This is a genomic window from Bacillus sp. TL12, from assembly GCF_022625245.1.
GTDB lineage: Bacteria > Bacillota > Bacilli > Bacillales > Bacillaceae_G > Bacillus_A.
Genome location: NZ_JAJJBY010000015.1, coordinates 73913 through 87609, shown reverse-complemented (window position 1 = coordinate 87609; position 13697 = coordinate 73913). Strand labels below are relative to the sequence as shown.

The 13697-nt window shown below is 35.1% G+C and carries 10 protein-coding genes and 2 pseudogenes; 7 read left to right on the top strand and 5 right to left on the bottom strand.

From position 1 onward, the window contains the following. Positions 1–206 precede the first annotated feature (206 nt). A pseudogene (locus LOK41_RS15775) lies at positions 207–503 on the top strand (spore germination protein); the annotation flags it as partial. Beyond that, positions 488–1033, top strand: a pseudogene (locus LOK41_RS15770) (Ger(x)C family spore germination C-terminal domain-containing protein); the annotation flags it as partial. The pseudogenes LOK41_RS15775 and LOK41_RS15770, both read left to right, overlap by 16 nt. Positions 1034–1074: 41 nt before the next feature. Here LOK41_RS15770 and treC read toward each other — a convergent pair. From treC to treR, 3 genes are all read right to left on the bottom strand, one after another. After that, positions 1075–2736, bottom strand: coding sequence for an alpha,alpha-phosphotrehalase (gene treC, locus LOK41_RS15765; protein WP_241817358.1), 1662 nt, complete (start codon positions 2734–2736; stop codon positions 1075–1077). A gap of 13 nt (positions 2737–2749) precedes the next feature. Further along, a complete protein-coding gene (treP, locus tag LOK41_RS15760; protein ID WP_241817357.1) occupies positions 2750–4177 on the bottom strand; it encodes a PTS system trehalose-specific EIIBC component in 1428 nt (475 codons plus the stop codon). 147 nt (positions 4178–4324) lie between these two features. Continuing rightward, positions 4325–5035, bottom strand: coding sequence for a trehalose operon repressor (treR, locus tag LOK41_RS15755; protein WP_241817356.1), 711 nt, complete (start codon positions 5033–5035; stop codon positions 4325–4327). A gap of 447 nt (positions 5036–5482) precedes the next feature. Between treR and LOK41_RS15750 the strand changes: the two genes are divergently transcribed. Further along, a complete protein-coding gene (locus LOK41_RS15750) occupies positions 5483–6907 on the top strand; it encodes an amino acid permease (RefSeq protein ID WP_241817355.1) in 1425 nt (474 codons plus the stop codon). A gap of 251 nt (positions 6908–7158) precedes the next feature. On the opposite strand, the gene LOK41_RS15745 is transcribed toward LOK41_RS15750, so the two are convergent. Beyond that, entirely contained in the window at positions 7159–7923 is a 765-nt protein-coding gene (locus tag LOK41_RS15745) for a C39 family peptidase (RefSeq protein ID WP_174100307.1), read from the bottom strand. Positions 7924–8162: 239 nt separating this feature from the next. Between LOK41_RS15745 and LOK41_RS15740 the strand changes: the two genes are divergently transcribed. The 3 genes from LOK41_RS15740 to LOK41_RS15730 all read left to right on the top strand — a co-directional run bounded on the left by LOK41_RS15740 (position 8163) and on the right by LOK41_RS15730 (position 12614). Beyond that, a complete protein-coding gene (locus tag LOK41_RS15740) occupies positions 8163–9692 on the top strand; it encodes a cardiolipin synthase (protein WP_241817354.1) in 1530 nt (509 codons plus the stop codon). A gap of 144 nt (positions 9693–9836) precedes the next feature. After that, a complete protein-coding gene (locus LOK41_RS15735; protein WP_241817353.1) occupies positions 9837–10730 on the top strand; it encodes an ATP-binding protein in 894 nt (297 codons plus the stop codon). A gap of 3 nt (positions 10731–10733) precedes the next feature. After that, positions 10734–12614, top strand: a complete 1881-nt coding sequence (locus tag LOK41_RS15730; protein ID WP_241817352.1) for a vWA domain-containing protein — start codon at positions 10734–10736, stop codon at positions 12612–12614. A gap of 150 nt (positions 12615–12764) precedes the next feature. Here LOK41_RS15730 and LOK41_RS15725 read toward each other — a convergent pair whose 3' ends face one another. Then, the gene (locus tag LOK41_RS15725; RefSeq protein WP_241817351.1) at positions 12765–13187 is read right to left on the bottom strand and encodes an NUDIX hydrolase; all 423 of its coding nucleotides are present in this window, start codon (positions 13185–13187) and stop codon (positions 12765–12767) included. A 191-nt stretch (positions 13188–13378) separates the two neighbouring features. Between LOK41_RS15725 and LOK41_RS15720 the strand changes: the two genes are divergently transcribed. Further along, positions 13379–13657, top strand: coding sequence for a hypothetical protein (locus tag LOK41_RS15720; RefSeq protein ID WP_241817350.1), 279 nt, complete (start codon positions 13379–13381; stop codon positions 13655–13657). Positions 13658–13697 lie beyond the last annotated feature (40 nt).

The window sequence follows — 13697 nt, the reverse complement described above, 5'->3', positions numbered from 1 at the left end:
CTCTTTGCTTGTTTCTGAGACTTGATTTAGTCATGAGAACATTCTCCTTTAAAACTTCCACACTATATGAAATCCCCTTCAAAATAAAATCATCTTTGGATGATTTTTCCTTCTCATAATTCTTCTTATTTTACACAGATTAAAGCATAATTTTTTCCTAAAAAGCCCAAATTAACATCATAATTTTTTTACTCAATGTGAAAGGGATGGCTAATGTGGTACATACAAAGCAAAACAATACTCAATCCGCAAATAAAACACACCCTATATTCCCATCACTTCAAGAAAATATCAATTATATTGAAAACAAATTATTTCATTCTGATGATTTAAAAAAACTCGATCTCCCTTTTCAAAATGGAAAAGGAACTCTATTTTATATTGAATCTTTAGCAGATTCTAATTTAATTCATCAATTAGCTATCGAACCTTTATTAACACAAACTGAATTACCACTCGATAAAGTTCTTTCTACCTTAAATATGAAAAAGGAAAAGAAATTGTAACAAATGGTCTAGCATTATTTCACAACGATCAATTAACAGGTCTTCTCCCTACTGAACAATCGGTACTCTTTGTATTATTATCGGAGAAAATGGGGAAAACTGCTCGTATGACGCAGAGATTATCGAGTAAAGACTCATCCAATCTATCTGATTATGTGACGTTTGAAGTAAGTAAAGGGAGGCTAAAAAGAAAATTGAAAGTGACAACAGACAAAAATGATAACGTTCATGTAAATATTAAACTTCACTTGCAAATCGTTGTCGTCGAATATCCGAAAGGCCAATTGCATAAAACAAAAGAAAGAGAAAATTTGAATAAGCAATTATCCAAACAGCTTACAAACGAGTCTAAAAAAATTATTAAAACTCTCCAAAAAGCTCATTGTGATGCCTTTGGTATCGGCAGACAGCTTATTGCTTATCATCCAGATTTGTGGAAGAAAAAGAACTGGAAAGAAGATTATCCAAAGGTGAAATTTACTCCTGAAGTAGAAGTGAAAATGTTATATAGCGGCGTTTTAAATTAATAAGAGGTTGAATGCTATGGGCATCCAACCTCTTATTTCAATTATTTAGTAAATCGATACACGATGGATTCATACGGTCTAAGGATAAGCTTTCTAATCTCCTCACCTGAATCCTCATAATTGGATATTAATATTTCTTGCTTCATCCCATTTACTTTAATCTCTTTTGGCACAGAATATGTTATTGTTTCTCCATAGAAATTATTGATTGCAAGTAGCATTTCATCATTTAACTCGCGAGTATATACCCAAACATTCGGATGATTCATATCTATAATTTCATATTTACCATCTGTAATTACGTCATATTTTTTCCTAAGGGCAATTAATTTTTTATAGTGATAAAAAACAGATTCTCTATCTTGTAAGGCGTTTTCCACATTAATCTTTTTGTAATTCTCTGCAACCGAAATCCAAGGTGTACTTGTTGTAAAACCAGCATTTTTTTCTTCATTCCACTGCATAGGAGTGCGCGAATTATCACGAGATTTTTGCTGCAAAATACCAATTATTTCTTCGTTTGACATGCCTTCTTCTTGTTTCGTTTTATAAATATTTAAAGATTCTACATCACGATACAAATCGATATGATCAAAGCCTGGATTCGTCATGCCAATTTCTTCACCTTGATAAATATAAGGTGTTCCTTGCAACATATGCATCGCCGTTGCTAGCATTTTTGCAGATTCATTTCGGTACCGCTTATCATCACCAAAACGAGATACAATGCGCGGCTGATCATGATTGCACCAGAACAGAGCGTTCCATCCTCCGCCTTCTTGCATCTCGATTTGCCATTCCGACATAATTTCTTTTAGTTTCACAAAATCAAAATCAGCTTTTGTCCACTTGTCACCATTTGGATAATCTACTTTTAAATGGTGAAAGCTGAAAGTCATACTTAATTCCTTCCGCTCTGGATTTGAATACTTAATACAATTATCAATTGTTGTAGATGACATTTCTCCAACTGTGATTACGTCTTTCCCCTCAAATACTTCATGATTCATTTCTTGTAAATATTCATGAACACGAGGTCCATCTGTGTAGTATTTCCGTCCATCACTAGTAGCAGTTGTTCCTTCATCATCTAAAAAACGTTGATCTTTTGAAATTAAGTTAATAACATCAAGCCGGAATCCTTTGACCCCTTTTTCAAGCCAAAAGCGCATCATTTCGTATACTTCTTCCCGAAGCTTTTCATTTTCCCAATTTAAATCAGCTTGCGTTTTATCAAACAAATGCAAATAATATTGCCCTGTTTTCTCATCATATTCCCAAGCGGAACCACCAAACTTAGACTGCCAATTATTCTTTTCATCACGCCATATATAAAAATCACGGTACGGGCTATTTTTATCATGGCGCGCTTCCTGAAACCACTTATGCTCCGTCGAACTATGGTTCACAACGATATCAAGCATAATATCAATTTCACGTTTCTTCGCTTCTGATAAAAGTTCTTCAAATTCTTCCATTGTTCCATAAGATGGATCTATTGAATAATAATCACTCACATCATAACCATTATCATTTTGCGGTGAACGATAAATGGGCGTAAGCCAAATATAATCAACACCCAGTTTTTGTAGATAATCTAATTTCTCTGTTACACCTTTTATATCGCCTGTCTCTGTATTGTAATAGCTATTAAAGCTTTTCGGATAAATTTGATAGACAACACTTTTATGCCAATCTTTCATGCTAAACTGCCTCCTACTTCTGTTTTACTCGCTTTGCAAATAACCACGTTAAAACAAATGGAACTACTACTGCGATTATCATCCCAACTACAAACATTGGAATCGATTTCGGAATAATAGAAATAAATGCTGGTAAACCACCAATTCCAATCGCCGGTGCTAATACGCCATTTAACGTGATAAATACTGCCGCAAGTGCCGATCCCGTAATAGCTGCATAAAACGGAAATTTATTTCGTAAATTCACACCAAACATTGCTGGTTCTGTAATACCGAAGTACGCTGAAATAGCTGATGTTGATGCCATACTTTTATCATTTTGATTTTTTGAAATCCAAAACATTGCTAGTGCTGCACTACCTTGCGCGATATTAGAAAGTGCTATCATTGGCCAAATAAATGTACCACCATTTTGTGAAATTAATTGTAAATCAATTGCAATAAACATATGATGCATACCTGTAATAACTAATGGTGCATATAGTGCTCCAAATAGAACCGCACCGATTGCCGGAACTGTTTCATATACACCAACTAAACCAGCTGTTAATAAGTCACCAATATGACGTGTAACTGGACCAATAACTCCTAATGCTAATACACCCGTCACAACGATTGTTGTAATCGGTACAACTAATAGTTGTATCGCATTTGGTACACGTTTTTTCAGGAAAATCTCAACTTTACTTAGCACAAATGCTGCTGCTAAAATCGGTAAAATTTGTCCTTGATACCCTACTTTTTCAATTTGGAACAATCCTAAAATATTAAAGTACTCAATTTTTTGTCCATCTAGTCCTGCCGATGCTTTTCCATAATTCCATGCATTTAATAAATCAGGATGTACAAGCATTAACCCCATTACAATCCCGAGTATTGGACTGCCGCCGAAACGTTTTGTCGCAGACCAACCAACAAGTGCTGGTAAGAATACAAATGCGGTATTTGCCATCATATTAATTAAATCCCATAGCCCGCCTAAGTTTGGATATACCTCTAATAAATTTTTCCCTTCAAAAAATAAGTCTTTAGCACCTAATAAATTATTAATCCCCATAAGTAAACCAGCTGTAACAATTGCTGGCAAAATCGGCATAAATACATCAGAAAATATCTTTACAAATTTTTGCATCGGATTTAATTTTTGATTTCCCGAATCCTTCACATCCGCAACTGTCGATTCCTTCATACCTGCAAGCGTTATCAATTCTGCATATACTCGATCTACATCTCCTGGACCAATAACAATTTGAAATATACCAGCGTTATGAAACGCTCCTTTTACTAAGGAAACTTCTTGCAGTTTATCGCTATCTATTTTACTTTCATCCTTTAAAGCGATACGAAGTCTTGTTACACAGTGAGCTGCTTGGTCAATATTTTCTTTACCACCAATATATTTCAGCACTTCTTCTGCTGTTTGACGATAATCTTTCCCCATATCCCGTCCCTCTTTTCTTTTTTTGATACCGTTTACAATTACATATTAACTCGTATATATAAGTTAGTCAACACTCGTATATACGAGTTTGCATTATTTTTTATCGAAATACACAAAAAGAGATGAAACATCTATCGTTTCATCTCTTTATTTTCTCCGTGCCACATCCGAAAAATGAAAAATATCAAGTCGGTGACGTGACTCCGTATATTCAAACTGACTTCCATCATAAAGGTGCGTAAAGTTTTTTACAACGACTACATAATCTGTTCCATTCAAATCTAAATACTTACGATCATCTTCTGTACAAGGCTGCACTTCGATAACACGTTGTGAATAACTAATATGTAATCCTAATTCTTTCTCAATGTATTTATAAATCGATTTCTCGGCAATTTCCTTTGATAATCCTGGAATATATTCAGATACAAAATAGTTTACATCTAGAATCACGTTTTCTCCATCAATATTTCGAACACGTTTAATATGATCTATCTTCGCTTTTGCCTTTACGTTTAATAATTTTGCTATATCTTTTGTTGCTTCGAGCTCCTTCATCTCTACAACATTTGTTATACAATGGCGGCCCAACCTTTCATTTTCTTCTTGAAAACTCACAATTCCACCAAAGTTGAATTCAATATTTTTTCGTTTTAAAACAAAAACACCCTTACCATGTATTTTCTGTACATATCCACGTTCCTGTAATAAATCCACCGCTTTTCTTACTGTTCCACGACTCGCTTCATACTGCTTCATTAACTCTGTTTCAGAAGGAATTTTACATCCCTCCTGTAATGTACGACTATCAATTGAATTACTTATCTCCGTATAAATTTGTTCATACTTACTTATCATTTTGAATATCCCCTTGTCACCTTCTAATTCTATTTGTATTATAGCATGTCAAAAATCTATTCCAATCTCTCAATTATTTTCCAATACAAGAAATATCTATATAAATATTTAGTCATCAATACGAATTTTTATAATTTTTTTCACATTTCTCTTTTCATTCTAAAAAACATGTAGTATACTAACTTCAAAATCAGAGGAGAAAGGGAGCAAAGAACTATGCTTACGAATACAACTGTAGTTACATTTGCACAAAAACATCATCATCATACTTAACCCTTGAAACCTAGCGGAAAATTCACGCGTAGGTACAAGGGTTATTCCCGTTGTACCTACGTTAGGCAAAGAGCCATGTAGGTATTTTTATCTACATGGCTCTTTTTTTGTTCTCAAAAACGCTAGTAAAAAGATGATGAATAAGCAAAACTACTACAAAGGAGATAAACAAACATGGAAACGAAAAAATGGGGGTTATGGATTTTAACAGCATTTGTTGTTGGAAATATGGTTGGTGGCGGCGTATTTATGCTTCCAGCAAATTTAGCACAAGTATCAGGACCAATGGGTTCTACACTTGCTTGGAGTATTACAGGACTTGGTGTATTTATGATTGCTCTTGTATTTGGAAACCTGGCCGTACGTAAACCAAATTTAAAGGCTGGGCCACAAAGTTACGCACAAGCAATGTTTACTTCTCAAAAGGCAGGTAAAGTTGCTGGATATAGTATGGCATGGGGATACTGGGCGGCAAACTGGGCGGCAACTGCTTCTGTTATTATTTCATTTGCAGGATACCTATCTACATTCTTCCCAGTTTTACAAAGTAAGCAAGTTCTTTTTTCACTAAACGGATTTTCATTAGAACTTGGAAAAGGTTTAACATTTGCTGTATGTAGCATAATGCTATGGGGCATTCAATATATTCTTTCTCAAAATATTGATAGTGCTGGTAACATGAATCTGCTTGCAACCATTGCAAAAATCATTGGATTTACAATGTTTATCGTCATTACATTATTTATTTTTAATGTTTCTAATTTTGGCGATGGTCAAACATTTATGAATGAAGCTGGGAAATCGATTCCATTAGGCGGACAAATAAATTCCGCTGCAATTGCAACTCTTTGGGCATTTATAGGAATTGAGTCAGCAGTTATGCTATCGAATCGCGCAAAATCACAGCGCGATGTAAAAAAGGCAACAATTTTCGGTTTAATTATTGCTCTTCTTATTTACATGGCAATTACACTACTGACAATGGGTGCTCTTCCACAAGATGCTTTAAAAGAGTCACAAAAACCTTTAGTAGATGCTTTAAACCTAGCCATCGGTAATAAGGGTGCTTATATCATGGCACTACTTGCACTTGTATCATTATTTGGATCTACTGTTGGCTGGATTGTTGTTAGCTCAGAAGTACCTTATCAAGCAGCAAAGAACGGACTTTTCCCGAAATTTTTTGGAAAAACGAATAAAAAAGGAAGTCCTTCAAAATCACTGTTTATTACAAATATTATGACGCAAATTTTTTTGTTCTCAACAATATCTGGCACTGTTTCAGAAGCTTATAATTTTGCCATTGCTGTTGCGACTTTAGCTTATTTAATTCCATACCTTGTTTCTACCCTATACCAATTAAAGCTTGTTGTTACAGGAGAGACATACGATATAACACCAGGCTCTCGAGTAAAGGATGGAATCATTACCGTACTTGCACTCCTATACTCCATTTGGGTAATTAAAACGGGAACAGCTGATTTAAAAACATTTTTCTTAGGAATTGGATTGTTTGTATTAGGTCTCGTTCTTTACCCGATTCTTATGAAAAATTCATCTACTTCTGCTTCAGAACAGCCTAATAATAAAGCTAGCTAATACAACAGAAGCTGTGGGCTACATTCCAAATATACTGGAGTGTTTCCCACAGCTTTTTTTATTCCTAAGAAACGTTCAACTAATAATCAGTGGAGGATGAAGAAAACCGCCACTAATTAAAGTTTCATTATATATTGTTTCACATGAAACTCTTTCTATGCTAATAAAGTGAAACTTTGATTCCCCCTTATCAATTGTACTTTTAGCGGTTAAATAAACCAGCGGCACTTGAATCTACATAGTAAATACGATTACTTAAGCTCTTTTTTATAGCTAATCGCTTGCTTCCCCATTTGCTCCCAAGCTGCTTGAAATTCATTTTTGGAAACAGCGATATGTGGTTCTGCTCCAAGAGGATTATGAACATATACTTTTTCTTTATCATATCCGGTTACGAGCACACTATGCTCATAGTACGTAATACGAACCATTCCTTGCGGCGTTTCCCAATTACGAAAATGACCATCGGAAAGACGCCGAAAAGTAGAATTTGTAATGACTAAAACTGGTATCCCCGAACGAATTTGTGTATAAATACTCTCTATATCTTTTCCCGTTAAATCAATTGCTCGTTCCCCTAAATATTGCTGTGCCAATTTATAAATTGGCTTATGATATGCTCCATATCCAGGATAAGAATACGTGTAAATATTCCCAACAAACCCCTCGTTTGGATGCCCATGTTTATTTCCAATCCAAAACGGAACTTTATGTATTTCCTTTGCTAACCTCATTTTATCTACTTGAATATTTGCTGACTGAAGTAGCATCGCCAAACTCGTTACTTCACAACCTCTTTTTAATTCAGGAAGCTGTCTTATAAACGGAACATGTGATAAAACAATTTTCTCTGGTAAAGGTTTTGCTGTTTCTTGTTTCACTTGTTGAATCTTATATTGATTTGCTTTCCCATCCATTTTTACTGATGGAGAAGGCTTCTTATTCACTGGAGAACAACTTCCAAATAATACTGTAAAAACAAAAAGTAGCTTATACAATTGCACATATTTTTGCATATATATAACTCTAACTCCATTTCATATTAAAATGCCTCTTTCCTATTGTGTACGATTACAAATAAAATCTCCTTGTTATTTTTTCCCGAATCGTCTTATCACCCTATGCAGGACAAATGCGGAAGGCTTGGGCATTTTATCTAGATTTGTACAGATAAAACAAAACGTTTTATAATAAGGGTGCTATACTAAATTTCTATAAAGTAATACATAAGAAAGAATAGGTGAAATATATACATATGAAAAACCGTGTCGTTCAATTACTATTTGTACTTACACTTGTAGCAATTGTACTTATGCTCTTAAATAAAGAGGTCATATCTTTATATAAATTTGTTGGTGTACTATGGTCGATTACGATTATAGGAATTTCCTTCATTATTTTTATCGAAAATCGCTCTCCACAAAGTACACTTGCATGGTTTTTAGTATTAGCGCTTCTTCCTGTTGTTGGTGTACTATTGTATGCACTTTTTGGACGAAGTCGCTGGAGAAGAACAAAACATTTGCATCGTGCAGAAGAACAGCGAAATGTATTCCGGCAGATTTTAGAAGGCAAGCGTTTAGATGTAGCACTTCCTTCCTCATTAAATAAACGGTCTACCCATTTAACTAAAGTTGTCCAAAAATTTGGCGGTGGTCCTGTCGCAGATGAAACAACAACAAAGCTATTAACAAACGGAGAAGAAACATTTACCGAGATCATACAGGCCATCGAAAATGCACAGCATCACATTCATATTCAATACTATATTTATCGTTCAGATGAAATCGGCACAAGAATTCGGGATGCATTAATAGAAAAAGCAAAATCGGGCGTCATCGTGCGTTTTCTTTACGATGGACTTGGAAGTAATACACTGCGAAATCGCTTCTTACAACCGATGAAAGAAGCCGGAATTGAAATCGTTGAATTTGACCCCATTCTTTCACCGTGGCTACTGGAAACAGTCAATTATCGGAACCATCGTAAAATTGTTATTGTAGATGGAGTCATTGGTTTTACTGGTGGACTTAACGTTGGTGATGAATATCTTGGCCGCTCGAAAAAGTTTCCAATTTGGCGCGATAGCCATTTAAAAATAGAAGGAAAAGCATTGTATAAACTACAAGCTGTTTTTCTAGAGGATTGGCTATATGCTTCTAGCGGTTTAAATACCTATTCTTGGGATTCATTTATGAATAGAGAATACTTTCCTGGACAAGGTATTCCTCAAGCAGAAAGTGCCGTTCAGATTATCGCAAGTGGTCCAAGTTCCGATGATAAGAGCATTCGCAATGCTTTGTTAGCCGCTATGGGCTCGGCGAAAAAATCCATTTGGATCGCAATGCCCTACTTTATTCCAGATCAAGAAACATTAACATTATTGCGTTTAAGCGCCACTGCTGGAATTGATGTCCGCGTTCTATATCCAGGCAAAAACGATAGTATCATTAGTGATCAAGCGTCCCAATCCTACTTTACACCACTCTTAAAAGCTGGAGTCTCTATTTATCGCTATAAAGATGCATTTATGCATGCGAAAATTGTACTTGTTGATGATGAGATTGCATCAATTGGTACAGCAAATATGGATATTCGTAGCTTTGAGCTTAATTATGAGATTATTGCAATGTTATACGAATCCAAAACAGTTCTCGATATTAAACAGGATTTTGAAGAGGACTTTAACAATTCTATAGAAATCAGATGGGAATCATTTCAAAAGCGTAGTATTCGAAAACGCATACTGGAATCCCTAATGCGTCTAATTTCACCCTTACTTTAAAAAGTAATCAAAATACATTTGATTACTTTTTTCTTTTATAATGATACATTCCCCTCCCTCTCCTTTTCTTTGCATACCATATTAAAACAAGTTATCATAAGATGTATTGTTTACTTTATGAAAATAATGTTAGGTGGGAAATACATGTTAGAACAATTTCATATACATGCTGATTTAAAACAGCAATTAGCAACAATTCACGACAAAAATAAGCAAGCAGCTGGTGAAAATGCACATTTAATTGGAACAAAAATGTATAAAGCATCAGATAGCAGCATTATTGAAGATGCCATTACAGCACTTTTACTTGGCAAAAACATTTTATTAAAAGGCCCGACAGGAAGCGGTAAAACTGTACTTGCAGAAACACTATCTTCTTTATTCCAAAAACCAATGCACAGTATTAACTGTTCTGTCGATTTAGATGTTGAAGGTATTTTAGGATACAATACTTTAAAAACAAAAGATGGAGCATCTGAAGTTTCCTTCGTTGACGGTCCTCTTATGAAAGCAATGAAAAACGGCCATTTCTTATATATCGATGAAATCAATATGGCAAAACCTGAAACACTTCCTCTTCTTCACGGTGCGTTAGATTACCGTAAAATGATCACAAACCCATTTACACAACAAGTTGTATATGGTGATGAGGAGTACCGCGTTATTGCGGCAATTAACGAAGGTTACGTTGGAACGAGCGAACTAAACGAAGCATTAAAAAACCGCTTCGTCATCATTGAAGTTCCTTACATTCAAGGTGATACATTAAAAGAATTATTACTGTCTGAATCAAAATTAAAAGACGTTGCAACGATTGGAAAATTTGTAGCATTCGTAAGTGACCTCATGCCACTTGCTCGTGATGGACGCGTCAGTGAAGAAGCAGCAAGTATTCGCGGAATTATCGACGCATGTGATTTAGGTGTATATATCCCTGTTATGCGTGCGATTGAGCGCAGCATCATCGCAAAATTAAATGATGAAACAGAACAAATGACTGTCCGTGAATTAGCAGAAAGCTACTTTTTTGAGGGATAATTCATGAGACAAATTTTTAGTGACAAAAAAATTGATGCGTCGCTGTTTCTTCAAATGGAAAATTTAATGTATGCCCTTCTAAAAGAAGACGATGCCTACCTTGAGTATGGCTATAAAGCATACTACGACGAAATAGAAAACAAGGTTGTCATTAGTCACTTTTGGGATGATCGAAAAGAAGAAGATACCGTAATCGGACTAAAAAGTGAAGTGTTTTTAAAAGCACTTGGTAATAAACATTACTCGGACATGACTTTAATTCGCTCTTATGCAATTGAATTACAAGAATCTCCGCTTAAAAAGTTTTTAACACAATTATTTGTTTTATTAGAAGATTTACGTGTTGAGGAAATCGTGAAAAGCTTACGTCCTGGCACAAAACATATTTTTAAGCGCCGAAAAGAAATGTATCGTAATTACTTCGGCTCACAAAATGAAATAAACCGCGTTCGTAATTATCACGGTGATCGTCTATTTTGTTTATGTTATCTTTCATTAACGAGCGATAAATATGAAATGTTCAACAATGAATATTTCGAGCAAATTGAAACGATTTTACACGAAACATTCCAAGCACGTAGTACGGAAGATACTATGTACGTCGTTGAAAAAATTCGCTATCGTCTAGAAGGTCTTCTGGAAAATGATATGATCAATAACTATTTCGGACATGCCCCACTCTATTTATCTGTCATTGCAGATGAAAAAAACTGTCGCGTCGAAGAATTAGCAAATGATGATACTCAAATCGTAGATGATGAGAATAAAAATAAAATTAATGAAAGCTTCTCAACATGGCATCGTGAAAATAAAAATAACGAAAACGAGAACTTTTTACGCTTTGAATTAGAAAGCGGAACAAAAACAAATATGATGGGTGACACTGCTCGTGAGTCTGAAGATGGCGATCAAGCGCTTGGTTCTGTACAAGGGACTTCGCAAAAAAGTACGCAATCTAACTTTGATGGGGCTGATACAGAAGAAGCAAGATCCTCCCATGCTTCTAGTCAAAATGAAGGCATATACGGTAAATATAACGTCGGTGCCTCCCATACATTTAAAGAAGCACGCAAGCCAAACTCTGATGAGAAAAAGGACTACCAAGCGATTAAGTCCCTCATTAATAAAGACGTAAAAGAGTTAAAGAAAATCATTGAGAAGACGATTGAAAATAAAACAAACGCAAATAGTGATAAATATTACGGAAGACTCCGTAAAAAGTTCCTCCGTATTTATACAGAGAAACAACCACGTATGTTTTATAAAAAAGGACAAGAATCGCAAGAACTTGACGTTGCCTTTCAACTATTAGTCGACTGCTCTGGCTCTATGTATAACAAAATGGAAGAAACGAAGAAAAGTGTTGTTCTATTCCATGAAGCATTAAAATCATTAAAAATTCCACATGCAATTAGTGGATTCTGGGAAGATGCTTCTAGTGCGACACCAGAAGATAAACCAAACGTAATTCATGAAGTGGTAACATACAAAAACTCAACGCTTCCAAACGTTGGTCCAGAAATAATGCAACTTCGCGAAGAAGAAGACAATCGCGACGGTTACATTATCCGCATCGTTTCAGAAAAACTAGCAAAACGACCAGAGAAGCACAAATTCCTACTCGTATTTACAGACGGTGAACCATCTGCTTTAGACTACCAACAAGATGGTATTTTAGATACACACGAGGCGGTTAAACTTGCTCGTAAAAGCGGTATGGAAGTCATCGGGATTTTCATCGAAGAAGGCGAAGCAAAAGAAGCAACATATCAATTGATGAAAAATATTTATAATCATCATTTCTTAGTTGCAAACCACGCTGAAGATTTACGCTTAAAGATTAAGCCGTTATTGAAGAAATTATTGCTGAAGACGATTGAATAACAAGCAGGAGCCCATTTGGCTCCTGTTTTTTAATCGTTATTTGTCGAGTGATCGATATCCTATGTCGAATCGCTGATATATTTTAATTTGCGCCGATATACGTAAGAAACAGTCGACATCTTTGAAAAAGCGCCGATAAAATTTCATGTACTATTTTGTTTCCTTTTGAAATTTATATGGAATAGATGTTTTTAATAACGATTCAATTCCCCCATCATAATATGGAAAGCACGTGTTTGCTGTTTTCACATCGACCCATTCTATTACCGAAATCTCATCTGCATCTTGCACAGCAATATCCCCATCTATCACATCGGCGTGAAAAGTAATCAACAATGCATGGTTACTTACCTCAGTAAAAAACTTTTCGTTTATTGCAGCAACCCCCTGTATCTCTACTATTAATCCTGTTTCTTCTTTTGCCTCTCTTACAGCTGCAGCTTCTAATGTTTCTCCTTTTTCCACTGCGCCACCTGGTAATGACCAAGCATTTTGTTCTACATTATGTACCATTAATATTTGATTTTTTTCTTGATTATAAATTAATGAATAGACAACATCGACTCTTTTCATATATATTTCCTCCTATTTGTATTTTTACGTATCTAAATTTGGTTCAATTTTCTATACAATTCTACTCGCTCATACTATTAGTTATGAAGATATATAAATAATTCTATCAAGAAGAAAAGGAAATGAAAAATTCATAAAAACCTTTTTGGGTATATTAAGGAAGGCGTCTACTACTAAATATATTAGAAAGGATGTTTCATTTGTCCCCAAAAAAGGATGAACAATATACAGATGTTACAGCTGCTGAAGCAAGACATGAATATATCATTCCCGAAGAGTTTCCTGAGGGGCCTTACGGTTCTTCCACTAACAGAAATTTAGGAAAATCGACTCCTTGGGAGAAAGATCAAAAAACACATAAAGCATTTAGTTACGAATATGAAAAACAATACGAAGAAACAGAGCAGCAATATCCTGAAGCTAGCTCCGAATCAGAAAGTAAGAATGCAAACCATATAAAATCTATATAACGAGAAAACTTATCTCTTCCCTAGACTAATTCTAGCTATG

Coding starts and splice junctions, on each gene's coding strand:
- treC (WP_241817358.1), bottom strand. CDS start 2,736: ATGAAAGATTGGCATAAAAGTGTTGTCTATCAAATTTATCCGAAAAGC.
- treP (WP_241817357.1), bottom strand. CDS start 4,177: ATGGGGAAAGATTATCGTCAAACAGCAGAAGAAGTGCTGAAATATATT.
- treR (WP_241817356.1), bottom strand. CDS start 5,035: ATGATAAGTAAGTATGAACAAATTTATACGGAGATAAGTAATTCAATT.
- LOK41_RS15750 (WP_241817355.1), top strand. CDS start 5,483: ATGGAAACGAAAAAATGGGGGTTATGGATTTTAACAGCATTTGTTGTT.
- LOK41_RS15745 (WP_174100307.1), bottom strand. CDS start 7,923: ATGCAAAAATATGTGCAATTGTATAAGCTACTTTTTGTTTTTACAGTA.
- LOK41_RS15740 (WP_241817354.1), top strand. CDS start 8,163: ATGAAAAACCGTGTCGTTCAATTACTATTTGTACTTACACTTGTAGCA.
- LOK41_RS15735 (WP_241817353.1), top strand. CDS start 9,837: ATGTTAGAACAATTTCATATACATGCTGATTTAAAACAGCAATTAGCA.
- LOK41_RS15730 (WP_241817352.1), top strand. CDS start 10,734: ATGAGACAAATTTTTAGTGACAAAAAAATTGATGCGTCGCTGTTTCTT.
- LOK41_RS15725 (WP_241817351.1), bottom strand. CDS start 13,187: ATGAAAAGAGTCGATGTTGTCTATTCATTAATTTATAATCAAGAAAAA.
- LOK41_RS15720 (WP_241817350.1), top strand. CDS start 13,379: ATGTTTCATTTGTCCCCAAAAAAGGATGAACAATATACAGATGTTACA.